24 protein-coding genes and 1 tRNA gene are annotated in these 22,884 nt (G+C 46.2%); 2 read left to right on the forward strand and 23 right to left on the reverse strand.

Annotated features, from left to right (window positions below; all coding sequences use genetic code 11):
* Positions 1 to 73: 73 nt before the first annotated feature.
* The 7 genes from NST07_RS34115 to rpsF all read right to left on the reverse strand — a co-directional run bounded on the left by NST07_RS34115 (position 74) and on the right by rpsF (position 7,647).
* Complete coding sequence (locus tag NST07_RS34115; protein WP_341097462.1) at positions 74 to 1,102, reverse strand: LCP family protein; 1,029 nt, start codon at positions 1,100 to 1,102, stop codon at positions 74 to 76.
* Between the two features lie 432 nt (positions 1,103 to 1,534).
* Positions 1,535 to 3,250 carry an oligopeptide ABC transporter substrate-binding protein gene (gene opp4A / locus NST07_RS34120; RefSeq protein ID WP_342480895.1) on the reverse strand — a complete coding sequence of 572 codons (1,716 nt, stop codon included), beginning with the start codon at positions 3,248 to 3,250 and terminating at the stop codon, positions 1,535 to 1,537.
* A gap of 270 nt (positions 3,251 to 3,520) precedes the next feature.
* The gene (locus tag NST07_RS34125) at positions 3,521 to 5,503 is read right to left on the reverse strand and encodes a DNA mismatch repair protein MutS (protein WP_342480896.1); all 1,983 of its coding nucleotides are present in this window, start codon (positions 5,501 to 5,503) and stop codon (positions 3,521 to 3,523) included.
* Between the two features lie 405 nt (positions 5,504 to 5,908).
* On the reverse strand, positions 5,909 to 6,283 hold the full coding sequence (locus tag NST07_RS34130) for a VOC family protein (protein ID WP_342482003.1): 375 nt from the start codon (positions 6,281 to 6,283) through the stop codon (positions 5,909 to 5,911).
* A gap of 231 nt (positions 6,284 to 6,514) precedes the next feature.
* Complete coding sequence (rpsR, locus tag NST07_RS34135; protein ID WP_019914552.1) at positions 6,515 to 6,787, reverse strand: 30S ribosomal protein S18; 273 nt, start codon at positions 6,785 to 6,787, stop codon at positions 6,515 to 6,517.
* Positions 6,788 to 6,808: 21 nt separating this feature from the next.
* Positions 6,809 to 7,315, reverse strand: a complete 507-nt coding sequence (ssb, locus tag NST07_RS34140) for a single-stranded DNA-binding protein (protein ID WP_341097467.1) — start codon at positions 7,313 to 7,315, stop codon at positions 6,809 to 6,811.
* Positions 7,316 to 7,362: 47 nt separating this feature from the next.
* Positions 7,363 to 7,647, reverse strand: coding sequence for a 30S ribosomal protein S6 (gene rpsF / locus NST07_RS34145; protein ID WP_038598251.1), 285 nt, complete (start codon positions 7,645 to 7,647; stop codon positions 7,363 to 7,365).
* A gap of 215 nt (positions 7,648 to 7,862) precedes the next feature.
* Between rpsF and NST07_RS34150 the strand changes: the two genes are divergently transcribed.
* Entirely contained in the window at positions 7,863 to 8,060 is a 198-nt protein-coding gene (locus NST07_RS34150) for a YjzC family protein (protein ID WP_341097468.1), read from the forward strand.
* A gap of 350 nt (positions 8,061 to 8,410) precedes the next feature.
* Here NST07_RS34150 and NST07_RS34155 read toward each other — a convergent pair.
* The 4 genes from NST07_RS34155 to NST07_RS34170 form a co-directional block, all read right to left on the reverse strand.
* Positions 8,411 to 8,501 (reverse strand) — tRNA-Ser (locus tag NST07_RS34155).
* A 47-nt stretch (positions 8,502 to 8,548) separates the two neighbouring features.
* The gene (locus tag NST07_RS34160; RefSeq protein ID WP_341097469.1) at positions 8,549 to 8,755 is read right to left on the reverse strand and encodes a DUF951 domain-containing protein; all 207 of its coding nucleotides are present in this window, start codon (positions 8,753 to 8,755) and stop codon (positions 8,549 to 8,551) included.
* Positions 8,755 to 9,777 (reverse strand): mechanosensitive ion channel family protein, encoded by a 1,023-nt coding sequence (locus NST07_RS34165; protein ID WP_341097827.1) that lies wholly within the window; start codon positions 9,775 to 9,777, stop codon positions 8,755 to 8,757. Before NST07_RS34165 ends, NST07_RS34160 begins: the two co-directional genes overlap by 1 nt.
* A gap of 12 nt (positions 9,778 to 9,789) precedes the next feature.
* Positions 9,790 to 10,056, reverse strand: a complete 267-nt coding sequence (locus tag NST07_RS34170; protein ID WP_341097470.1) for a DUF3343 domain-containing protein — start codon at positions 10,054 to 10,056, stop codon at positions 9,790 to 9,792.
* Positions 10,057 to 10,209: 153 nt separating this feature from the next.
* Here NST07_RS34170 and yyaC point away from each other — a divergent pair, with 153 nt between their 5' ends.
* Positions 10,210 to 10,818 carry a spore protease YyaC gene (gene yyaC / locus NST07_RS34175; RefSeq protein WP_341097472.1) on the forward strand — a complete coding sequence of 203 codons (609 nt, stop codon included), beginning with the start codon at positions 10,210 to 10,212 and terminating at the stop codon, positions 10,816 to 10,818.
* Here yyaC and NST07_RS34180 read toward each other — a convergent pair.
* The 12 genes from NST07_RS34180 to rpmH form a co-directional block, all read right to left on the reverse strand.
* Complete coding sequence (locus NST07_RS34180) at positions 10,790 to 11,290, reverse strand: DUF4446 family protein (protein WP_341097473.1); 501 nt, start codon at positions 11,288 to 11,290, stop codon at positions 10,790 to 10,792. The genes yyaC and NST07_RS34180 overlap by 29 nt on opposite strands.
* 20 nt (positions 11,291 to 11,310) lie before the next feature.
* Positions 11,311 to 12,474 (reverse strand): aminotransferase class V-fold PLP-dependent enzyme, encoded by a 1,164-nt coding sequence (locus NST07_RS34185; protein WP_342482004.1) that lies wholly within the window; start codon positions 12,472 to 12,474, stop codon positions 11,311 to 11,313.
* A gap of 94 nt (positions 12,475 to 12,568) precedes the next feature.
* A complete protein-coding gene (locus NST07_RS34190; protein WP_342480897.1) occupies positions 12,569 to 13,411 on the reverse strand; it encodes a ParB/RepB/Spo0J family partition protein in 843 nt (280 codons plus the stop codon).
* Positions 13,404 to 14,165, reverse strand: coding sequence for an AAA family ATPase (locus tag NST07_RS34195; RefSeq protein ID WP_038598260.1), 762 nt, complete (start codon positions 14,163 to 14,165; stop codon positions 13,404 to 13,406). Before NST07_RS34195 ends, NST07_RS34190 begins: the two co-directional genes overlap by 8 nt.
* A 212-nt stretch (positions 14,166 to 14,377) precedes the next feature.
* Positions 14,378 to 15,193: a nucleoid occlusion protein gene (gene noc / locus NST07_RS34200; protein ID WP_341097476.1), complete on the reverse strand. Its 816-nt coding sequence runs from the start codon at positions 15,191 to 15,193 to the stop codon at positions 14,378 to 14,380.
* 319 nt (positions 15,194 to 15,512) lie between these two features.
* Positions 15,513 to 16,235, reverse strand: coding sequence for a 16S rRNA (guanine(527)-N(7))-methyltransferase RsmG (gene rsmG, locus NST07_RS34205; protein ID WP_342480898.1), 723 nt, complete (start codon positions 16,233 to 16,235; stop codon positions 15,513 to 15,515).
* Between the two features lie 3 nt (positions 16,236 to 16,238).
* A complete protein-coding gene (gene mnmG / locus NST07_RS34210; RefSeq protein ID WP_342480899.1) occupies positions 16,239 to 18,125 on the reverse strand; it encodes a tRNA uridine-5-carboxymethylaminomethyl(34) synthesis enzyme MnmG in 1,887 nt (628 codons plus the stop codon).
* Between the two features lie 94 nt (positions 18,126 to 18,219).
* Positions 18,220 to 19,596: a tRNA uridine-5-carboxymethylaminomethyl(34) synthesis GTPase MnmE gene (mnmE, locus tag NST07_RS34215; protein WP_341097481.1), complete on the reverse strand. Its 1,377-nt coding sequence runs from the start codon at positions 19,594 to 19,596 to the stop codon at positions 18,220 to 18,222.
* Between the two features lie 98 nt (positions 19,597 to 19,694).
* Positions 19,695 to 20,429 carry an RNA-binding cell elongation regulator Jag/EloR gene (jag, locus tag NST07_RS34220; protein ID WP_038598268.1) on the reverse strand — a complete coding sequence of 245 codons (735 nt, stop codon included), beginning with the start codon at positions 20,427 to 20,429 and terminating at the stop codon, positions 19,695 to 19,697.
* Positions 20,426 to 21,313 carry a YidC/Oxa1 family membrane protein insertase gene (locus NST07_RS34225; protein WP_340895743.1) on the reverse strand — a complete coding sequence of 296 codons (888 nt, stop codon included), beginning with the start codon at positions 21,311 to 21,313 and terminating at the stop codon, positions 20,426 to 20,428. The genes jag and NST07_RS34225 overlap by 4 nt, the downstream gene beginning before the upstream one ends.
* Before the next feature lie 75 nt (positions 21,314 to 21,388).
* Complete coding sequence (rnpA, locus tag NST07_RS34230; protein ID WP_038598273.1) at positions 21,389 to 21,739, reverse strand: ribonuclease P protein component; 351 nt, start codon at positions 21,737 to 21,739, stop codon at positions 21,389 to 21,391.
* A gap of 335 nt (positions 21,740 to 22,074) precedes the next feature.
* Positions 22,075 to 22,209, reverse strand: coding sequence for a 50S ribosomal protein L34 (rpmH, locus tag NST07_RS34235; protein WP_019914530.1), 135 nt, complete (start codon positions 22,207 to 22,209; stop codon positions 22,075 to 22,077).
* Positions 22,210 to 22,884 lie beyond the last annotated feature (675 nt).

The raw sequence follows: 22,884 nt of genomic DNA on the forward strand, positions 1-22,884 counted from the left end.
ACAGTAAGCAGCAGCCACTAACCTTGCACATGGCTGCTGCTTTTTTTAGGATATGATATTGGTCCCGACCGTTCTATTGTGCTTGAGCTGTAGCCTTGGGCTCCAGCGCGTTCTCCGCTTTGCCCGGCTCAATCAGCTGATCAACCGGTGTGCTGGCACTCATCCAATTGTCGATCAAGGCCTTCGCTTCCTTCAAGTCTTCTTCATCTATGATATCGTAATACAATCCGTTGATGCGCTCCCCTTCACCCATCACGGTAAAGCTGGAAATATCCATGTCTTTGCCGCTCATGAATTTCTTGGCCAGGCTAATAATGGTGGACGGCTCGATATCGGTCTTGAAATTTTCACCCATAATGTCCAGCAGCTCAGGGATCTTGCCGATTTGACTGATTGATAACATTTTATTCGCAACCACATCAATAAAGACCTGCTGCCGTTTGGTCCGGTTAAAATCACTGTCCTCCCGGTAACGGGTGTAATTGAGCGCCTCTTCACCATCGTAGTTCGGCTTGCCGCCCTCAATCGTAAATTTCTCGTGATCCTTGCCTTTGTTTACGATATCCTTCTTAATCGGCAGCGGTACGCCTCCAATGGCATTCACCGCATCCTTGAGGCCTTGGAAATTAATTGTGGCATAATATTGAATATCGTGCCCCAGCAGTGCCTCCAGCGTATCCTTAGCCATTTGCTGGCCGCCAAATGCGTAAGCATGTGTGATTTTGTCTTTCTTGTTGTCATTATGCCCGATGATTTCGGTATACGTATCACGCGGTATGGAAATGAGCAGCATTTTGTAATCCTCTGGACGAATGACCGCATAGATCATCGTATCGGAACGCGCCGTTTCATTGTCACGCTGGTCTGTACCCAGAAGCATGAGAGAGAACGGGTCGCTTTTATAAACAACCGGCTCCGGTTTGACTTTGTCGTTCAGCGGCTGATAAGATTCTTCCGCCAATGTTTTTTCGACCCGGTCTGACAGGAAAAGATCAAAGGCCACGACGGCCAGCTGTTTCTGAAACAGAAAGCCCCCGGCGAGAATGACTACAAGTGCTATAAGGGCAATATACCTTTTTTTCATTTTTTTCTTCTTCATCATTGGATTCCTTCTTTATGGTGGAATATACACAGGATTGCTTGAAGATCTATTTACAATGCTTGCCTGCTGCTTACCAGACAGTCATGACTGGGTTTCTTTTGTTGAACATGCTCTCTGCCCCTATTCAGTTTTAGTATTCCCCCTTTCAGGAATTAGGGTCATTCTAATTGTTGAATAAACCTGGAAAACAACTTTGACACAGAAACAATATTTCTATTGTAATCACTTGACGCATAAAAAGAAACAACAAATACCGACATCATTTGTGCTGCAGCCACTTGTAATCCATAAAGTATATGACGAGCAAAACTCTATTTTGTTATGCAGCTTGACAAATAAATATTTAAAAACCTGCTGACAGCTTAGGCTTTAACACATAAAGACCGCAACCCCCGCGATCTTTTGGGATGCGGTTTTTGCGGTCTCAAATGTCTAATCGATATCCTTAATCCACCACTTCTGCGGCTCTACAATATTGCTTATAGCATTCACTCTTACCCCCTGCAGTCGATGATTAACAGCAGTAATATTGGCCCGTTCGGCAAAAAAGATCATCGGAACCTCCTCGTTAATCAGCTTCTGCCACTCATAATACACCTGCTTGCGATGCTCCTTATCATACGATTTGGTGCCCACACCCTCACGGATCAGTTCTTCGCTGCGGGTTGAATACCAGCGCGAATAATTCCACAGATCCGATGAGCGCCACAAGCCTGACGGATCCGGGTCACTGGCTAGTCCCCATACCCCGTTAAACAGCTCGACCGAAGGATCATCGTTCTCTACCGCTTCGTAGAACGTATTCAGTTCTTTCAGACTTCCACCGTTTAGTTGTACATCCAGTCCGACCTCCCGCCAATTCTGCAGAATCGCCTGCGTGCGCGGCGCTGAGGTCTTGCTGCCGTTCATGGCATCATAGTGAATGATGAATTTAGCTCCCTTGGGGTCCTCGCGCAAGCCGTCGCCATCCATATCCACATATCCCGCTTCATCAAGCAATGACCTGGCAAGTTCAGGGTGATAGGGATAGGTATTAATCTCTGAACCGGCAATTTTGGCCCAGCTTGTACTGGGGACCGGAGTTTCAATCAGCGTTCCCAGCCCATTGGAGAATTTATTGATAATACCTTGACGGTCCAGTGCGTAATACATAGCTTTGCGCAAGCGCTTGTCTGCAAACTTGGGGTTATCCATGATATTTTGCTGTGTTACATCATCCCAATGTCCAAATTTGAAGCCTATATATTCGTAGGACAGCTCTGGCGATTGCAGAACCTCAATGTTATCCAAGTCCTTTATGGCTGCAAAATTATCCCGCGGAACCGTTCCAATATCGATCATACCTTCCTTGAACTGGGGAGAAAGGCTCTCAGGATCCACTACCTTATATACAACAGCGTCAAGCAAAGCCTTTCCCCGGTGATAATGGTCAAACCGCTTCATTTCCACAAGCTCCCCCGGCTGAATTTGAGTTACCTCGAAGGGGCCAATGCCAATTGGGTTTTTCCGCACCTGATCACTTTCCGGCATATCTTTAACAGCCACTCCGCTATAATATTTCTTGTTCATCGGATAAGGCCACAAATTGTCAATAGTATTCACGCGTGCAGCATTTACCGTAATTCTCAGCCGATAAGGATCAATGACTTTGATTCCGGAGATTTCCTTCGCTTTACCGCTATGATAATCTTCTACTCCCTTAATCATTTCCACGCTGTAATACCTTGAACCTGTGTAGTCAGGGCTGGCAATTGTCTCAAGTGCAAATTTCCAGTCTTCCACCGTCAGCTCATCGCCGTTATGCCAGCGGACACCAGGTTTAATGCTGAATGTGAACACGGTATGATCTTCGGATTCCTGCCAGGAAGCAATATTCGGTACGGTTGTCAGGTCATCCTCGACGGTAAACATAGCCTCCGTAATGAAATCAAGAACATTGGAATCATCATCTCCTTCAAAAAAAGCGGGTTCAAACAGTCCCTGGAACGGAGAGGTGTAGCCATAGGTAACGGTACCTCCTGCCTTCGCTTCATCAGCCGTTTTGCTGAAGGATATTGTATTTAAATTATTGCTTAAGCCTAAACCGCTGCATGCTGAAAGTAGGAAAGCCATGAGCATCAGCATTCCGCCAAGTTTACGTTTATGCATGTATTCCTTCCTTTCTTCTGTTCCTATAACCCATTATGGAAGCGTTTTCTAATGTTTATTTTACTGAACTTATTATTAAAATTTAGTTGTTATTCCAATTTAAGCTATATATATCAGTTTACGTAAAATTTTTAAAACACGGTTTTGATAAACCACATTATAGAGGATATACAATATTCTCCGTAAAGAAAAGACCATATTTGTAACCTTTGTGCGTCGGACACAAAAAGGCCTGCCTTTTCGGGGCAGACCTCCGTTCAGAATTTATGCCTATTGCTCCTCATCCGTATGGATGATCGTCACGCCTTCAACATGTCTTTTTCGCATCAGCTTGCGCTTTTTACGGGTATCCTTACTCTCGAAAATAATATCAAAATCATAATCGTCAGGGTACAGCTCCGCTTTGGAGAGGTAGGGTTTCAGGCGTTTATGATTTATTTGCATTTTTTGCTTTTGAATCATAATCCCAACCATTCCCAAGTCATTTCGCTTCTCATACACAATTCCTGTTCTTCCAAGGGAGTTAACATACACCGCATCGCCTACCTCAAAACTCATGGCCTGCTTCTTGCTGCCTGCTTCCTCCGCAGAGTCATTCTGCTCTCCGCCTTCTTGAGTCCGCTCTTTGTCCTCTTCATTCGATTCAACGGACACTCTCAATTCATCAGTCTTGTGCCCTGTGTGCCCGGCATAAGGGCTGCTCCAGTTCACTCTCCCGCCCTGTTGTTCCCGCTGCTGGGCTACAAGCTGCTGCGAGCGCTGGATGACATTGGCCGGGATACCCAGCTTCTCGGCGATTTGCAGCGCGTAGCTTTCACCCGCCTCGCCAATGGTCAGCTTGTAGAGCGGCCGGAGTGTCTCTTTATCGAACTCCATCCGCGCATTCTGGAATCCCGGGGTTGAAGCAGCAAACACTTTTAGCTCATTAAAATGGGTAGTAACAATGATATTCGCCCCTTTGCGGTTCAATTCCTCAAGAATAGCTATCGAGAGAGCAAAACCTTCACCGGGATCTGTCCCTGCCGCCAGCTCATCAATCAGCAGCAGTACCCCTTTTCCGGCTTCCTGCAGCATTCCCTCAATGCTCTTCATCTGGGCAGAAAAGGTGCTCAGCGACTGCGTCAGGCTCTGTCCGTCTCCAATAACACTGATTACATCGCTGAATACAGCAAAGTCACAGTCCTCCTCTACAGGAACCAGCATTCCGGAATGCACCATTAAGGTCAGTAGGCCCAGTGTTTTGAGCACAACTGTTTTCCCGCCAGTATTGGGGCCCGTTACAATCAAAGACTTATAGCCCTTGCCTAACTCCAGGCTGACCGGCACCATATCCTTCAGCTTCGGATGCCTGCCGCCATTCATCCTCAAGTAACCACGGTCATTCAAAGCTACTCTCCTCGCCCCAAGTGTGCGGGCGTACTTAGCTTTGGCAAAGATGAAATCATACGTGCCCGTCACATCGGTATTGACCCGCAAGGCTTCCTGCTCCTGTTCCACCATGCCGCTGAGCATGCTTAGAATCATTCCCTCTTCCCGTGCCTCGTCAGCAGCCAGCAGCTCCAGCTCTCCCTGTAGGGCGGCTATATCATAAGGCTCGACGAAGACGGTCTGTCCGCTGGTGGATTGATCCAGCACTGAGCCTTTCACCTGCTTGTGATATTCGCGTTTTACAGGAATAACATAACGCCCGCCGCGCATGCTGACCAGATTCTCCTGGAGGATAGACTGGTGCTTGGACATAATACTCTCCAGCTTCCTGTTTAGCCGCTCTTTAGCCACTGCCAGGCGCTTGCGCACTCTCTCCAGCCCTTTACTCGCCTGGTCTTCTATGACCCCAAACCGGATACAACGTTCTATTTCCTCTCTGACATGCCTCAATTCCTGCAAAGAAGCCCCGTAGGCGGCGATCCGCGGCGCACTTTGCTCCTTGGAGGCCATATACTTGCGCAGCTGGCTGCAGCTGTTCAGAAAGGTGCATACCGACATAAGATCCTGCTCGTTATACATATATCCCGTACCCAGCAGTGACATGATCGACTCGATTCCCTCCAAAGAAGGCAGCGGAACACTTGCCCCTCTTCCCAACAGCTCATAGGCTTCATCCGTTTCATCCATTGCCCGGTGGATTGCCGGCAGGTAAGTCATCGGTGCCAGCTCATTTACATATCTTCTTCCTTCATAGGATACTGCATGCCGTGCCAAATCCTGTTTGATCTCTTCGTATTCAAGGGTATTCAAACTTTGCAGATTCAATGTTTCTCCTCCTCTATTGTCGGCCTGAATGTGTCAGGCGTGATTGTTCCTAACGCAAAAAAGGGCAAAGACTGCCACTACGGCAGTCCTTGCCCTCATTTATAGGCTGTTGTCTCTGAAAATAGAAAAAACCGTGCTGCAAGAGCACGGTTTTTTACAAAGAGAACAACAGCCGTAAAGAGGCCATCGTGACGCTTCGTGTGTTCTTAACTAAATCATTCACCTTCAACAACCAGAGCATGTCGCGGGACAGACTCAAACAGAGCACACGTATCGCCTAATCCGATACCTGGCGCAGCTAATTGTTTAGGTAATATGAAATTGCTTAGTTAAGAACGCTCACCAACATCAAAATTTCCCCTTTAGTTTAGGATAACTGTAATTTACTACATTCTGTGACATCCGTCAATTGGCAACAAAACAGTTCAATACCCAACTAATTCTATTCTTACTATCTGCAACTTGTCCATGAAGAGCGCCGAAGAAAGTCTTTTGCAGCTCAACCAGGACTTGACCGCCATCAGTAATCAGTTTGTCATAAATGCCGCGCAGCTGTTCCTCACTGTCCAGCCCCATAATAATGCTGACATTTTCCGTCTTGGCGCCTTTCCCGTAATCATCGGAGAAATGGATCAGACTCTGGCCCAGATGCAGCTCTGCATGCAGCCACTTGCCTTTATGCTCATTCAAAATCTTAATTTCCCCGCCAAACACGCTCTGATAATATTCTACCGAATCTTGTACATTCTCAATGACTACATAGGGGCTTGCACTGACCATCATCATGCCTCCAAGAATTAAATTATGCGGCTGTTTAGCTTCCGTCATTTCTTACTCATTATATACACATTACTATTTATGACCAAGCGGGCATACTTTGAGCGCAGCCGTCCTGCTATCATTTGGTTTTATCCGTCTTTCTTCTTAGCTGAAGCTGATTAATGCGGGAGGGTGTCGTTTAGGGGCAAATAAAAAAGCAGCCGGTTGCCCGGCTGCTTTGTATAAAACGTCCTATTCCGTTGTGTAAGGCAGCAGCGCGATTTGACGCGAGCGTTTTACAGCAATGGTCAGAGCGCGTTGGTATTTTGCACTTGTACCTGTTACACGACGCGGCAAAATCTTTCCGCGTTCGCTGATGAACTTCTTAAGAAGCTCAGTGTCTTTATAATCAATGTGAGTAATTTTGTTCACAGTGAAGTAGCACACTTTTTTGCGCTTGTTGCGTCCACCACGACGTGCCGGTCTTTTGTCGTTGTCTCCGCCTTCTCTTTGTTTGAAAGCCATGTTCAGTTCAGTCCTTCCTTATTAAAATGGCAAATCATCGTCCGATATATCGATCGGTTTTCCATCGCCCGAAAAAGGATCTTGATTATTGTTGTTGTTACGCGAAAAATTATTGCTGTTTCCGCGCCCACTGTTACCACCGCTACCACCATAGGCTGGTTCTTCAGGAACACTTGCATCACTTGGTGTATTTCCGCCTTCACGGTTTTGCGAAGATTCCAGGAAACGGACATTATCGGCAATGACTTCGGTTACGTATACACGTTTACCTTCGTTATTCTCGTAATTCCGTACTTGGATGCGTCCTTCCACGGCTGTCAGACGTCCTTTGCGCAAGTAATTGGCACAGGTCTCAGCCAGCTGTCTCCAGGTTACTACCGGGATGAAGTCCGCCTCGCGTTCACCGTTCTGGCCCGTAAAGTTGCGGTCTACAGCAAGTGTAAACTGCGTTACGGCTACACCAGCGGGAGTATAACGAAGTTCCGGGTCACGGGTCAACCGACCGATCAGAATGATACGGTTCAACAATTCAATCCCCTCCTTTAACGCGATCAATTACAAAGCTTGTCAACATCTTAGGCAACGTCGTTCGTAATGAGATAACGAATTACTTCGTCGGAAATCTTCATGAGACGTTCCAATTCGGTAACTACTGCAGGTTCTGCATTGAAGTTAACCAAAACATAAACGCCATCACGGAATTTCTTGATCTCATACGCAAGACGGCGTTTACCTTGCACATCGTGCTTTGTAATTTCTCCGCCGTTGGAGATGATGCCTTGGAATTTTTCGACTGCTGCTTGAACGGCTTCTTGTTCAATGTCAGGACGAATAATGTACATGACTTCATATTTGCGCATAATTTTCACCTCCTTATGGTCTGCGGCCCCTAATCACGTCAGGAGCAAGGAACGAGCACAAACATAGACTCGCACCATATTAATATACCAAATAGTTCTGACGAGTGCAAGCAATATTAATCAATACCATTTCCAGGTACTTTTTAGCTACATGAACAACCTCATGAGTGCGCACAATATAACTGTATTCACCACTCTAGAGAAGGAGGGATATCATGGGCGAACAGACGGAATATGAAAAAGGCGACAAAGCACCTAACCCCGGTGTCTACATGGAAGTAGGCGAAGCACGCAGCTTCCACACACAGATCAATAATCCGAAACGGATCGAAATGGAAAAGGGTGATACCTTCCCCGAAACCACCAACAAAAACCGCAAATGGAAAAAGGTCGAGAAAGCGCGGGTCCATTAATTTTTGAGCATCATGTATAAAAGAGTCGATCCTGTCCCATAATAAACTCAGGCAGTACAAAAGAGAGGTGTGGTTCCGTTGGACGTCGTAGACGAACACAATCACTGGGATTCTGATTCAGCAACTATTGTAACCCGGGAAGAGTAAGGGCTGGGCTCCTAAAAAAAGCACAGTCTCAGCACAACCCAATCACTTTAGCGGCTTTACACAGAGAAATTCCGAACATCATTGATGTACTGCCTCTGGAGAGGGACCCGATAGGGTTCCTCTTTTTTGTTGTTGATCAAGTACAAATAAAAAAACCTCCGCCGATCAGCGAAGGTTGGATTAACGATTATAAAGTGCTGTAGTGGCGGAGAGGGTGGGATTCGAACCCACGCACGCTGTGACACGCCTAACTGATTTCGAGTCAGCCCCCTTGGGCCTCTTGGGTACCTCTCCGCAGCAAGAATTATTGTATCATGATGCAGCTTGCTTTGCAAGCTTAATTATTCAAGTCCGCTTTGCGCTGCACGCAGAACCTTTTTCATGTTCTTTTCGAACTTTGCACGGGGAATCAGGACACTATGCTGGCAGCCGGTGCACTTAATGCGGATGTCCATACCCATGCGGATAATCTCCATTTCATTAGTACCGCAAGGATGCGGCTTCTTCATCAGCACAACATCACCTAACTGGAAAACCTTCCGTTCCATCACTCTTCCCCCTCTTCGCCTTCTCTTTCCTGAGCCGCAGCGACTTGCCTTCTCGGGTTATTCCCCTCGGTTTCCCGGGCTCTCCGTGCCGCTTCAAGCGCCTCGGCTTCCGCTTCCGCCATTGCTACGCGTCCCGCCAGCTCACGCGCTTCCTGCTCGGCCTTAGCCGCCTCCAGACTAGTCTGCTTCTCCAGCGCCTGTTTGATATCGCTCTGGATCTGCCGTTCTGCCGAGTCTCTGGCGTTAGGGAGACAATTCGCCGCTACACGAATCACATATTCTGAAGTGCTCATGGACTGAATACCCAGTATATTCGGGTACGCGAGTACATTTGAATTACGTTCCTCAATCCCCACAAGCGCTTCACCAATCAATGAAAGAGTGGCTTCAAGCCCCCGCTCTATTTTCACCGGAACATCCACCACTGCCAAAGCATTGGCAAGTGAATAGTTGGTCACATTGATAATGGTGCCATTCGGGATGATATGAACCTCACCGGTAGTACTCAGCAGTCTTGTCGTTCTGAGACCAATCATCTCTACAGTCCCTTTATAAGTACCGGTCTGGATTACATCGCCTACCGCGAACTGATCCTCAAAAATGATAAAGAATCCGGTAATTACATCTTTGACCAAACTCTGCGCTCCAAAACCAATAGCAAGCCCCACTACCCCGGCTCCTGCCAGCAGTGGTCCCAAATTGAAATTAAATTCAGCGAGAATTATCATGATCATTACAAAATTACAGATAAACGTAACCACATTCTTCAGCAGTCCCCCAACGGTTGAGAACCGGCGGCTGTTCACTAACATTCTTCCACGGGTCTCCCGCTCCATTGAACGGTCAATGATCTTGGATACCACTTTTATAATGACCCGTGTCAGGATAAAGATGATAAGAATCCGCAAGCCCGAAAACAGCACATTTGCCCACATCTCCGTGTTGGTGAAAAACTCCCACACCTTATCACTAAGAGTATATGCGGCTTTCAATGGATCTGTATGTTCTTCTGCATTCAACATCCACTTATTCATCTACTCCTCCCCTTCCGCGATAAGTGTATAACCTCTTCCTTCATTGTCCTTGCCATAGATCCCGCGGATTTCAACGTCCTGCTCCGCTATAATCTTCCGGACTTCCCCGATGGCCCCCCGAAAGAACTGAATAGACATTGCACAGCCTGCTGTAATTTCTTTGGGAGTCGGGAAGATATCAATTTCGATTTCCGCGTATTCCAGCAGCATTTCGGCGCGCAGCGCCTGCTGCGTAGAATCAAAAGCAATCAGCAGCTCTTCCTCCATCTCCACGCCTCCCTCTGGGTTAAACGTCCTATCTCTTGCCCCTGTAGTATAAAAAATCTCTTTCATCCATATACTAGGATCATCAGCAACCTTTCAATGGAAAGACAAGCCTGCTGATATTTTGGTAGAGTCCCCTTCAGAAAGGAAGATTTTATGAATTCTTCTTCTAAAGCTGCACCACTGCAAGAACCATCCTGTTTAAAAATATCACATGACGATCCCAATATCTATTCTGCTATTACTCACCGTCTGCTTTTTCACTTTTCCCGCACCCGTCCCGATACACCGATTATAATCGTCTGTATAGGCACGGACCGTTCAACCGGAGATTCACTCGGACCGCTGGTTGGAACAGCCTTGGCGCGGTTCCACAGCCCTCTGTTCCAGCTGTATGGAACACTGGACGAGCCTGTGCATGCCGTTAATCTGGAAGAAACACTTACCCTCATCCGAGAGAAATATAATAACCCTTTTATCATTGGTATTGATGCCTGCCTGGGACATTCTACGAGTGTCGGCTGTATTCAGGTCGTAGATGGACCTTTAAAGCCCGGAGCCGGCGTTAACAAGCAACTTCCCCCTGTTGGCGATATCCATCTGACTGGCATCGTTAACGTAGGCGGATTTATGGAGTATTTCGTATTACAAAATACAAGATTGAGTCTTGTAATGCGGTTATCTGATATTATTGCTGTCAGCCTCCATTCCGCCTTGAAACAGTGGAATCTTCACGCTAAATCTGCTGCAACGCGAGAGCAATAACTTCCTTCTCTTCTGGAGACAAAGGATATTGGGATTCTCCCGCTTCAAGCGGTTTGGAATAGATATAGGAGTTCTCACGATTATGAAGACTGGTGAGCACAATTCCGCTGCGATTGTCATCCACTATTGCCAGCGAAAAGCTCAGGTCATTTCCGCGTTCACCGAAGGCATTATATCGCTTCAGAGCCATTTTTGACTTCATGCCGCGCATTTTAGCCTGAGCAGCTTCAATCAAAGCCTTATGTTCCTTCTGCTCCTCTTCCAGCATATCGCCTTGATTCTTAAGATCAATTAACAAGCTTTCCAGATCTTCCACACCGCTACCGCTCATCATCGTTTCATATCTGCGCCGCATCTTGCCAAGCTTGTTGCTCTGAAGAATCAACACTATAGCCATTATTATAACCACAACGGTGAACGCAATAACAAACCAGGATAATTGTTCATTTATTAACTGATTCAATTCTGACATATATGGACCATCCTTCGTATTTATCTGCTGCGGGCAAAGCCATATAGTTCCTCCATGGCGACCAGCATTCTGTTTATATCATCTTCTGTGGAGCTGACTCCTACACTTGCCCGTACAGCACCGCTTTCCAGTGTCTCCGCCGCTTTATGGGCCAACGGGGTACAGTGCATCCCGGCACGCACAGCAATGTTATACTCCCGGTCCAGCCGATGTGCAATCTCTGCCGACTCCTGCCCTTCTATTGTAAACGAAACAATTCCACTACGCGAAACACCAATTTCAGGCCCAAGCAACCTCATACCAGGAATGCCGGACAAACCTTCCATTAGTTTCTGTGTCAGCAGCCATTCCTGCCGGTGAATATTCACCGGGCCTAAAGACTTAATCCTTTTCAAGCCTGCAAGCAGCCCGGCTATCCCCACAGCGTTCTGTGTCCCCGCTTCATACCGGTCAGGCCGAACAGTAGGCTGTTCACTGTTTTCAGACTGGCTGCCTGTCCCTCCATGCATCAGTGGCTCTAAATCAAGGTTTGGAGCAATATATAGCCCCCCTGTCCCCTGCGGTCCAAGCAGCCCTTTATGACCAGGAAATGCAAGTAAATCAATATTCATTTGGGCTACATCTATTTCCAGCGTCCCGGCACTTTGCGCAGCATCCACCAGAAACACCGCCCCGTGAGACTTTGCGATATCGCCAATTTCTCCGATTGGCAGAATACTGCCCAGCAGATTGGAACTATGATTGCAGATCACCATTTTAGTATTTCGTCTTAATGTTTTTTGAAGCTCCAGCAAATCGACCTGGCCTTTAGCATCGACGCGCAAATAATCTACTTCCACTTCTAAAGTCCGGCGTAAATACTCCAGCGGCCTACGAACGGAATTATGTTCTGTCATCGTTGAGATGACATGATCCCCCCGTTGCAGTGTACCCTTAATGGCCATATTTAGCCCCATTGTTGTATTGTGGGTAAAGGCAATATCCTGAGCGTTGGAGATAGAAAAAAGTTCAGCAAGCATGCTTCGCGCTCTCACCAGCACCCTGCCTGTCCCAATGGCGAGCGAGTGATTACCACGGCCGGCATTCGCGCCGGAGTGTTGCAGGGCATCCAGCATCGCAGCAGCCACCTCTGGGGGCTTAGGCCATGAAGTTGCCGCATGATCTAAATAAATCAATTTTCCCATCTCTCCACCCTCACTTTTTTTCATTTAAAAAACACACCCTTCCATATCCGCTAAAGGATATCTCAGGATATGTTTTCGGGCACAGATATCCAAATCAGTTTCCCAATAGTTCCAGTAATCTTTCCAGGTCTTGGGCACTGTAATAATTGATTTCAATTCTCCCTTTTTCTTTACCTTGTTTAATCTTCACTGTTGTTTTGAATCGCTCGCGCAATCCTTCTTCAACATTATCAATGTATGGATCACGTTTAACAACTTTCGCTTTTATGCCATTGGTAGGTTTACGGTCCAGATTCTTTACGACCTCTTCTAACTGTCTGACATTCCACTGCTGTTCCACACATTGATCCGCCAACTGTTTCACCGTCTCCGGATCTTTCAAGGCAACGATTGCCCGAGCATGTCCCATGGAAATTGTTCCACGTGAAACATATTCCTTCACTTCTTCCGGCAAAGTCAGCAGTCGTAAAAAGTTAGCGATATGCGATCTTGATTTACCAACCTTCAGTGAAAGCTCCTCTTGGGTAAGCGAAAATTGATCCATTAGCCCTTGATAAGCAACTGCAATTTCCATCGCATTCAAATTTTCCCGCTGTAGATTTTCAATCAGGGCAATTTCCATGACTTGCTGGTCGCTAAGACTTCGCACAACAGCAGGAATGGTTGCCTTTCCACAATATTGTGAAGCACGGAATCTGCGTTCACCAGCGATGATTTCATAACCTTTCAGCACTGCGCGAACAATAATCGGTTGAATTACACCATGTTGTCTTATGGATTCAGCCAACTCTTGTATGGCTTCCTCATTAAAGTCCTTACGGGGCTGATAAGGGTTAGCGCGCAATTGTCCTAAAGGTATCTCCACAACCTTATCGTCTTCATTGATAGACAAGGACGGAATTAACGCATCGAGACCTTTCCCTAAACGCTTACTCATAAGAGATCACTTCCTTTGCCAACTCTAAGTAAACTTCCGCTCCTTTGGAACGGGTATCATAAGTAATAATGGATTGCCCATGGGAAGGCGCTTCACTTAGCCGTACATTGCGTGGGATAATAGTTTTGTAAACCTTTTCCTGAAAATACTTTTTCACTTCTTCAATCACTTGAATCCCCAGATTAGTCCGGGCATCAAGCATGGTTAATAATACCCCTTCAATCTTTAAATGCGGGTTGAGGTTCTTTTGTACAAGCCTTACAGTATTAAGCAACTGGCTTAATCCCTCAAGGGCATAATATTCACACTGGATAGGAATAATCACTGAATCCGCAGCCGTCAGTGAATTAATGGTAAGGATACCCAATGATGGAGGACAATCAATGATAATATAATCATAATTGCTCTTCACTGCATTAAGCGCCTTCTTCAGCTTCAGCTCTCTGGAAATTGTAGATACCAATTCAATCTCCGCACCCGCCAATTGAATCGTTGCCGGGATAATATGAAGCCCCTCAATTTGTGTTTCCAATATCGTTTCCTGAGGATTCACTTCATTAATAAGAATATCATAAATGCAATTTGCTACATCCGCTTTGTTGACGCCAACGCCGCTTGTAGTGTTGCCTTGCGGATCAATATCGACAAGAAGCACTCTTTTCCCTAAAGTAGCCATACCGGCACCAAGGTTCACAGAGGTTGTCGTTTTACCGACTCCACCTTTTTGATTTGCTATGGCAATAATCTTGGACACTTATTTCACCTCGAATTGTTAGGAAGAATCATCTTGTAGGTCGTGAGTTGTTTTACGGCGCAATCGTAAATTGAATACGGCATCACTTTTTGCGAGAAATATAGACAAATATACAAGTATCATTTCATTTCTGTCTTATGTGATATACTCCGGTTCAAGTCACAGAAAAGGCGGCCAATCACCTCAGGGCCGCCTTCAGCTTTTAAAACGAATTATCTTTTTGGGATTTGGATTACGATCTCGTAATGGTCACCGCGGTCATTTTCCGAGGTTTTAATCTCCATTCCAGAACCTGATACCATATCTATGGATTGACGAATTGTATTTAGAGCGAGCCGGACATCCTTTGTATAGGAAACCCGTTTGGATTTTTTGGTCTGATTCACAGCTTTATAAAATGCGATTCTTGCCTCTGTCTGCTTAACATTTAAGCCTTTAGAAATAATCTCCGCAAGCACCTTCAACTGCATTTCCACACTGTCTAGAGATAATAAGGAACGGGCATGCCGTTCTGTGATTTGGCGTTCCATAAGTGAAGTTTTAACCTGTTCAGGTAATTGCAGCAAGCGGATTTTATTCGCGATTGTTGACTGGCTTTTACCGAGACGCTGTGCCAAGCTTTCTTGAGTCAATTGATGAAGATCAATCAATTTCTGATAGGCGATAGCTTCTTCAATTGAGGTCAAACCTTCACGCTGCAAATTCTCGATTAAGGCAATAGATGCAGCCTGTGAATCATTGAACTCACGAACAATAGCCGGAATTGTCCCCAGACCAAGCTTCTTCACAGCCCGCCAGCGCCGTTCACCCGCGATAATCTCATACTGGGAATCGCGCATCCGCACGACAATAGGCTGGATCACACCGTGAGTTTTGATAGTCTGACAGAGCTCGTCTATCTTATCGTCATCAAAAATAGTCCGTGGCTGATAAGGACTACTGATGACCTCATGAACCGGGATTTGTTTGATCTCTTCTCCGCTGCTCCGCTCGGTAAATCCAAAAAGCTTGGTGAATTGTTCTTTCATTCCGTTCATTACCACCTAATTTCGTTATAGTACGATCGCCTTGACCCTGCCTAGCGAAAAGCTTATCGTATCGTACAGCAAAAAGAAAGCTTCTATTGATTTTGTTTCAAAAGATATTGCAGTTTTGTTGGTAAAAAGTCTTACTATATTATTCTATCACTTTTCCGCTCATAATCCTATTCTCCATATGGACCTATTTTTCCTGCAATGCATGCCACGAATAAAGTTATGGGGAAATATAAAAAAAGATCAAGCCCTAAGAATAAGGACTTGATCTTTACAACATTTATTCTCTTAAACGATGTTTCACGTGAAACAATCAGATCAAAGGAGATTTGGCCGGAATTCCCGCTTTACGCGGATATTTTGCTGGAGTAGCTCCTGTCTTGCGAATAATAACGATATGTCTGGCAGATTCCTCTACGGGTAAGCTGAAGGATTCAACTTTTTGCAGTTCAGCGCGAAGCTCCTTGAAACTGAACTTCGCCTCCTTTAGTTCCTCAGCAGGATCACTACCCTTCATTGCTGCAAACACACCCTCTTTTTTTGTAAACGGAAGACAGAATTCATTCAACAAGGATAAACGGGCAACCGCCCGGGCCGTAACTATATCATAGGCATCGCGATGAACAAATTGTCGGGATACATCCTCTGCCCGGCCATGAATCAGTTGAACATTTTCTAATCCAAGTGTATCGCATACATGCTGGAGAAAGGAAATTCGTTTGCTTAGGGAATCAACAATTGTCAGCTTCAAATGCGGGAAACAAATCTTTAGCGGAATCCCTGGGAAGCCGGCTCCTGATCCGATATCAGCCAAGCTTTTCGCATCTTCCATTTTTAAATAGAAAGCAAGTGAAAGGGAATCATAAAAATGCTTGGTATATACCTGATCCCGTTCGGTAATTCCGGTGAGATTCATTTTTTCATTCCAGGAAACCAGTTCCTGATAATAAAGCTCAAATTGCTTAAGCTGCTCCGGGTTCAGCTTGATTCCCTGTTCCTGAAGTAGAGCCGTAAACTGTGCTACAGTATTATCCATAGATTATCCTTTCGCTGCCGTCACACGATTGAAATGCTCCAAATGTACAAGAAGAATCGAAATATCTGCTGGTGTTACTCCAGCTATCCGCGAAGCCTGCCCGATTGAGATTGGAGCAATTTTAGTCAGCTTCTGCCGCGCTTCCATTGCCAATCCATGAATTTCGTTATAGTTGATAGTGTCAGGAATCTTCTTCTTCTCCATCTTTTGCAGCTTTTCCACATGCTGCAGCTGTTTCTCGATATATCCGGCATATTTAATCTGAATTTCAACCTGCTCCTTCATCTCTTCGTCCAGTGCTTCAGGAGAAGGAGAAACCTGGTCCACGAAACTATACGTAAGCTCAGGGCGGCGCATCAGGGTAAGCATATTGCTTCCATCTACGATTGGGGCAGACTCATAACCTGCAAGCGCATCATTGACCTCCACTGGTTTTACCTTAGTTTCCTGGAGCCGGACGATTTCACGTTCAACACGCTCTTTTTTATCCAGGAAAGCCGTATACCGCTGCTCTGGGATCAGACCAATATCATGTCCGATAGGAGTCAGACGCAGGTCAGCATTATCATGGCGAAGCAGCAGACGATATTCAGCACGCGAGGTGAGCAGACGATAAGGTTCATTAGTTCCTTTGGTCACCAAATCATCAATCAGTACGCCAATATAACCTTGTGACCGATCAAGTACTACCGGTTCTTTATCCTGAACTTTCCGCGCTGCATTAATGCCTGCCATAACCCCTTGCCCGGCTGCTTCTTCATAGCCGGAGGTGCCATTGATTTGACCGGCAGTGAACAGCCCAGGCAAACGTTTGGTTTCCAGCGAAGGCCATAACTGTGTAGGAACCATGGCATCATATTCAATCGCATAACCATTACGCATCATTTCGACCTTTTCCATCCCTGGAATCGAACGCAGAACCGCCAGCTGAACATCCTCAGGAAGACTTGTGGAAAGTCCTTGTACATAGTATTCCGATGTGTTTTTCCCTTCCGGTTCAAGGAATATCTGGTGTTTGGATTTATCGCTGAAACGGACAACTTTATCTTCTATAGAAGGACAATAACGGGGTCCTGTTCCTTCAATTATTCCAGTAAACATCGGCGCCCGATGAAGATTGTCATTAATGATCTGATGAGTCACTTCAGAGGTATAGGTGAGCCAGCAAGGAAGCTGCTCATTCTGCGACGACTTCGTTTCAAATGAGAAGAACTTCGGTTTGTCGTCACCCGGCTGAATTTCTGTTTTGGAAAAATCAATCGTGTCCTTATGCACACGTGGGGGTGTCCCTGTCTTAAAGCGCACCAGATCAAAACCAAGCTCACGCAAATTTTCGGACAACCGTACTGAAGGCTGCTGATTATTCGGCCCGCTCTCATATGTCAGCTCACCCATAATCACTTTGCCCCGCAAATAAGTTCCAGTCGTCAGAATAACCGTCTTGCTGCGGTAGACTGTACCTGTCTTCGTAATTACGCCCACACAGCGGCCGTCTTCAACGATAAGTTCCTCCACCATACCCTGGCGCAGCGTTAGGTTAGGGGTTTTCTCCATCGTTTCTTTCATCGCATGCTGATACAGGAATTTATCCGCTTGCGCGCGCAAGGCATGGACGGCGGGTCCTTTGCCTGTGTTAAGCATACGCAATTGAATGTATGTCTTATCGATGTTGCGGCCCATTTCACCGCCGAGTGCATCAATTTCGCGAACTACATGGCCCTTGGCTGGTCCGCCAATGGACGGATTGCAGGGCATAAACGCCACCATATCCAGGTTTATCGTAATCATCAACGTATTGCAGCCCATGCGTGCAGCCGCCAGAGCAGCCTCGCAACCGGCATGCCCGGCGCCTATGACAACAACGTCATAGCTGCCTCCTTCATAACTCATGTCTTGTTCCTCCCCAAAGGCTGCGTTTCAATCGCAGTAATATAATGAACATGATCTGCAATAACTCAGTAATGAATCATTCGCAAGAAGCATGTTATTTGCCTAAACAGAATTGTGAGAAAATTTGATCCAGCAGAGAATCGGCAGCAGTATCCCCGATAATTTCTCCAAGCTGCTCCCAAGCCAACCTTACATCGATCTGGATCATATCAATTGGAATATGCATCTCCGCAGCCTCGTACGCATCCTGTAGCGACCTATGCGCTTTTTTGAGCAGTGCGATATGGCGTACATTACTTACATAGGTCAAATCTCCCGATTCCAGCTTGCCGCCAAAAAAGAGCTCCGAAATAGCTTCTTCCAGTTTATCCAGGCCTTCCTCTTCCAGTACCGACATTGGGACAATGCTGGCCTCGCTAAAATATTCGTGCAGCTTGGCTTTATCCAGGCGTGCCGGTAAGTCCATTTTATTCATGATGACTAAGGCTTGTCTACCGTGGATTTGTTCCATAAGTTCCAGCTCATCTTCATGCAGCTCTTCATTTGCGTTCAGCACCAGTAGAATCAGGTCAGCATCACTAAAAGCTGCTTTGGAACGCTCTACCCCGATTTTTTCCACGACATCCATGGTTTCACGAATACCTGCTGTATCGAGGAGCTTCAACGGTATATTATTAATCGTTACAAATTCCTCTATGACATCACGCGTTGTTCCTGGAATATCCGTTACAATCGCTTTGTTATCGCGAGCCAATGCGTTCAGCAGGGATGATTTACCGACATTGGGACGGCCCACAATAGCTGTCGTAATGCCTTCGCGCAAAATTTTACCTTCATTAGCAGTCTTGAGCAGCTTATTAATGCCGTCCATTACTTCACTGCTCTTGTCTTTAATAAACTCGGCGGTTAAGGCTTCCACATCATGTTCGGGATAATCAATATTCACTTCAATATGCGCCAGCGTCTCGATAAGGGTATGGCGCAGGGAGTGGATACGCTGGGACAATGAACCGCTAACCTGCTTCAGCGCAACGGAAAAAGCCCGGTCCGACTTGGAACGGATCAAATCAATCACCGCTTCTGCCTGGGAAAGGTCAATTCGTCCGCCCAAAAAAGCACGCTTGGTGAATTCACCCGGCTCAGCCAATCGGATATCCTGCTGCAACAGCAGATCCATCACTCTTCTGACCGAAATCACCCCGCCATGGGCACTGATTTCCACTACATCCTCTGTTGTAAAAGAACGTGGTCCCTTCATCACAGTTACCAGCACTTCTTCCATTCGTTCTCCGTCAGCCGGACTTATAATATGGCCGTAATGAACGGTATGTGATTCCGCTTCGGTCAGCGGAACCCGGCTGCGGAATAAGGGTGCAACCTGGGAGATGGCCTGTGGGCCGCTCACCCGGATGATCGCAATTCCCCCTTCGCCTAATGCCGTTGATACGGCAGCGATGGTGTCACTAAGCATGCTGTTATTCACCTCAATATAATCTATACTTTCCTCTATTTTAAAAAAAGCAATGACCCCTTACATTGGTCAAGGAGTCATTGCGGCAATATTAGTCTCTACTTCAATGTTATAACGACACGGCGATTCGGTTCCTCACCCTTACTAAGGGTGTTGACCTGCCGGTGATCCTGCAGCCTGGCATGTATAATCTTCCGTTCCTGCGGTGACATCGGCTCCAGCACGACCTCTTTACGGGTTCGAACTACCCGTCCCGCAAGCCGGTCAGCCAGCTCTTCCAATGTCTTTTTGCGGCGTTCGCGGAAATTCTCCGCATCCAGCACCAGCCGGATGAAACTGTCAGAATAACGGTTGGCCACAATATTAGCCAAATACTGCAAAGCATCGAGAGTTTGTCCTCTTCTGCCGATCAGCAGCCCCAGATCCGGACCGGAAATTTGCAGAATGGTCGATTCCTTCGTATGAACGATTTCCACTTCTACCTCTAGCCCCATACTCTTGGCGACATCCACGATGAAATGAACGGCTTCTTGGTATGCTTCCTCCACCGGTTGTCCGGAATCTTGGCGCGGCACGCCGCCGACAGCCTCCTGTTTGCTCTCTCTAGATGACTGCTGAGGCATTGACGGAGCACTCGCCGCTGATGCCGGTGCGGCCTCGGCAATTAAGGTTAATTCAACCTTGGCATCCTTCGCACCGATCAATCCAAGGAATCCTCTTGACGGCTGTTCAAGTACGTTGACCGTGACCCGGTCCTTTTGAACTCCAAGCTGGTTAAGTCCCCGTTCTACAGCTTCTTCAATGGTTTTCCCTGTTGCGACGATTTTGCTCATTTTGACTTTTTGGCCCCCTTCGATCCTTTGCTTCCATTGCTTTTCGTAGCGGAAGCAGGATTCTTGCTCTTCACAAGGTTAACTTCACTGCTGCTGCCGGCACCTGCAACAGCCAATTTGGTCTTATCGTTGTTGCGGTATAAGAAGTAGTTCTGAATAATGGTGTAAAGGTTACTGTAGAACCAGTACAGTGGAAGTGCTGAAGGGAAATTGTAGGACATGATGAAAATCAAAACCGGATATACCATCATCATGAACTGCATAGGGCCCTGCTGTTGAACCGGATTCATCTTGGTCATCATTCTGGTCTGCAGGAATGTAGTAGCGGCAGCCAGCAACGGCAGGATGAACAGATGATCGGGTTTGCCGAGCTGGAGCCACAAGAACGAATGCTCCCGCAGAGCAGGGTTGTAATAGATCGAGTTATATAGAGCGATAAAAATTGGCATTTGCACAATCAGCGGCAGACAGCCGGAAATCGGATTCACCTTATTTTCCTGGAACAGGCGCATCGTTTCTTGCTGTACTTTTTCAGGCTGATCTTTATATTTTTTCTGGATCTTTTGGAGTTCCGGTTGAATGGCCTGCATCGCACGCGAGCTCCTTACCTGCTTCATGGTAAGCGGCAAAATTAAAGTGCGGACGATCAAAACCATTACAAGTACGGCTAGTCCATACTGTCCATCAAACCATTTTGCGAAAGTATCGAGCGCTATGGCGAAATAATAAACGACATTACTTTGCCAAAAGCTTCCGTTCTTCAAATCCTCCGTAGTGTGCGTAACCGCTGATGATGGAGCGCACCCTGACAGAACAGCAATCATCAGTACCATTAGGCCGAGGAGAAGAAATTGTTTTCCTCGTCTAGTCTTCAATAGAGACACTTCAAAACCCCTCTCATAAACATTCCATTGCACCGTAAATCATACCATAATTATGAATACAAATAAACAAGCCCCTTACTTGCGTGAAGCCTTGAGCAGCTTGGCTTTGCGCAGTACATGAAGCGCACTTTTCTCCAGCTCGGCGTAATCCATGGAAAGTGCTCCTTTACGAACGATGAAGACCATGTCCAGCCCGCCGGCAATTTCCGGTTCATGATGGCGGATGATTTCCTTCACCAGTCGTCTCATCCGGTTTCGGACGACGGCGTTTCCGACCTTTTTGCTAACCGACACACCCAACCGGAACCGCTCCACCTCTTTTCTGCTGAACCAATACACTACAAATTGATGATTCGCAAATGACTTCCCATGGCGATATACGCGACTGAAGTCAGCACGGTTTCGTAATCGTAATCTTTTGTGCACGGGAATCTCCTATTCAAAGACCGGACACGAGGAGCTCCGGAATTTTTCTTCTAATTAGTATAGTCATCCGGCTGCCGCCATAAACGGTTAAGTCCGGACATATGGCTTATTCCTTCATTTACATCCGCATACATTAAAAAGCCCCGCAAAGTGTAGCCAACATCCTCTGCAGAGCTTAACAATTATTCATGCACTCGTGAAAAAGGGAACCTCCTTCATTATAAAGGCCGATATCCGTTTCTCGGGCTATATAAGGAAGCGAATCAGATGATCCACCTGTCCAGCCCCCTTATATTTAAAAAAGGACCACCGCAGTGGTCCTTAAGTGGCCTAACTTACGCACTCAAAACTTTTCTGCCTTTCAAGCGGCGGGCTGCCAGCACTTTGCGGCCGTTTTTCGTGCTCATTCTTTTGCGGAAACCATGCACCTTCTTGCGTTTGCTCACATTCGGTTTGAACGTCGGTCTCATGTATTGCACCTCCCTTACAGGAACTTAATTACTGTCATATTAGCAGAAACGGACTAAGCCGCTCTTTTGAGTAGGGACAGTATCTACAAGTATTGTCATTATAATTTGAAGACATATCCTCACAGAAAACACCTTTATATATTTAAACACATAATGTGCGAAAAAGTCAACCTTGTCTCTCCAACCTTACTCCCCCACATTTAAATCGGCTTATCCACAATCCACCGATTGAAAAATTTAATCCACAGCGTTTTACAGTTATCCACCTGTGTGCAAAGAATGAAGTCGACTAATCACACATGCGCACAACCTGTGTATAAAAAAATCGAAGTCATGACGGAAACTGTCGAACGGTAAACAAATTATCAACAATATGTAGTGTTGTTCTTAAAAATTATACACAAGTGCTTGAATTTGTGGATAAAATGGCGTCGCTCATTGAAAAATAAGGGGGCATTTGCTATGATGGTATTACTTTTGAATGTGAATAGATTTGTTTGTTCTATATATTATCAACAAGCTGTGGATAAAGTTGTGAACAATTCAAATTTATCCATATTTTTTTGTCTCTTGATATTGCATATTGGGGATAAGATTCAGCACTAACCCATTTTCTTCGACATTTCCACTTCATGGCTGATGCCACATTTGGAAGATTTAAAGGAGTGACAGTCT

The sequence above is a fragment of the Paenibacillus sp. FSL L8-0340 genome (assembly GCF_038593145.1).
Classification (GTDB): domain Bacteria; phylum Bacillota; class Bacilli; order Paenibacillales; family Paenibacillaceae; genus Paenibacillus_AQ.

Coding starts and splice junctions, on each gene's coding strand:
- mnmE (WP_341097481.1), bottom strand. CDS start 19,596: ATGCTTAGTGACACCATCGCTGCCGTATCAACGGCATTAGGCGAAGGG.
- NST07_RS34190 (WP_342480897.1), bottom strand. CDS start 13,411: ATGAGTAAGCGTTTAGGGAAAGGTCTCGATGCGTTAATTCCGTCCTTG.
- NST07_RS34180 (WP_341097473.1), bottom strand. CDS start 11,290: ATGTCAGAATTGAATCAGTTAATAAATGAACAATTATCCTGGTTTGTT.
- NST07_RS34165 (WP_341097827.1), bottom strand. CDS start 9,777: ATGTTGAATGCAGAAGAACATACAGATCCATTGAAAGCCGCATATACT.
- yyaC (WP_341097472.1), top strand. CDS start 10,210: ATGAATTCTTCTTCTAAAGCTGCACCACTGCAAGAACCATCCTGTTTA.
- rpsF (WP_038598251.1), bottom strand. CDS start 7,647: ATGCGCAAATATGAAGTCATGTACATTATTCGTCCTGACATTGAACAA.
- jag (WP_038598268.1), bottom strand. CDS start 20,429: ATGAGCAAAATCGTCGCAACAGGGAAAACCATTGAAGAAGCTGTAGAA.
- rpmH (WP_019914530.1), bottom strand. CDS start 22,209: ATGAGACCGACGTTCAAACCGAATGTGAGCAAACGCAAGAAGGTGCAT.
- opp4A (WP_342480895.1), bottom strand. CDS start 3,250: ATGCATAAACGTAAACTTGGCGGAATGCTGATGCTCATGGCTTTCCTA.
- NST07_RS34160 (WP_341097469.1), bottom strand. CDS start 8,755: ATGGAACGGAAGGTTTTCCAGTTAGGTGATGTTGTGCTGATGAAGAAG.
- noc (WP_341097476.1), bottom strand. CDS start 15,193: ATGAAAGAACAATTCACCAAGCTTTTTGGATTTACCGAGCGGAGCAGC.
- rsmG (WP_342480898.1), bottom strand. CDS start 16,235: ATGGATAATACTGTAGCACAGTTTACGGCTCTACTTCAGGAACAGGGA.
- NST07_RS34170 (WP_341097470.1), bottom strand. CDS start 10,056: ATGGAGGAAGAGCTGCTGATTGCTTTTGATTCTACGCAGCAGGCGCTG.
- NST07_RS34185 (WP_342482004.1), bottom strand. CDS start 12,474: ATGGGAAAATTGATTTATTTAGATCATGCGGCAACTTCATGGCCTAAG.
- NST07_RS34150 (WP_341097468.1), top strand. CDS start 7,863: ATGGGCGAACAGACGGAATATGAAAAAGGCGACAAAGCACCTAACCCC.
- NST07_RS34115 (WP_341097462.1), bottom strand. CDS start 1,102: ATGATGAAGAAGAAAAAAATGAAAAAAAGGTATATTGCCCTTATAGCA.
- mnmG (WP_342480899.1), bottom strand. CDS start 18,125: ATGAGTTATGAAGGAGGCAGCTATGACGTTGTTGTCATAGGCGCCGGG.
- rpsR (WP_019914552.1), bottom strand. CDS start 6,787: ATGGCTTTCAAACAAAGAGAAGGCGGAGACAACGACAAAAGACCGGCA.
- NST07_RS34130 (WP_342482003.1), bottom strand. CDS start 6,283: ATGGTCAGTGCAAGCCCCTATGTAGTCATTGAGAATGTACAAGATTCG.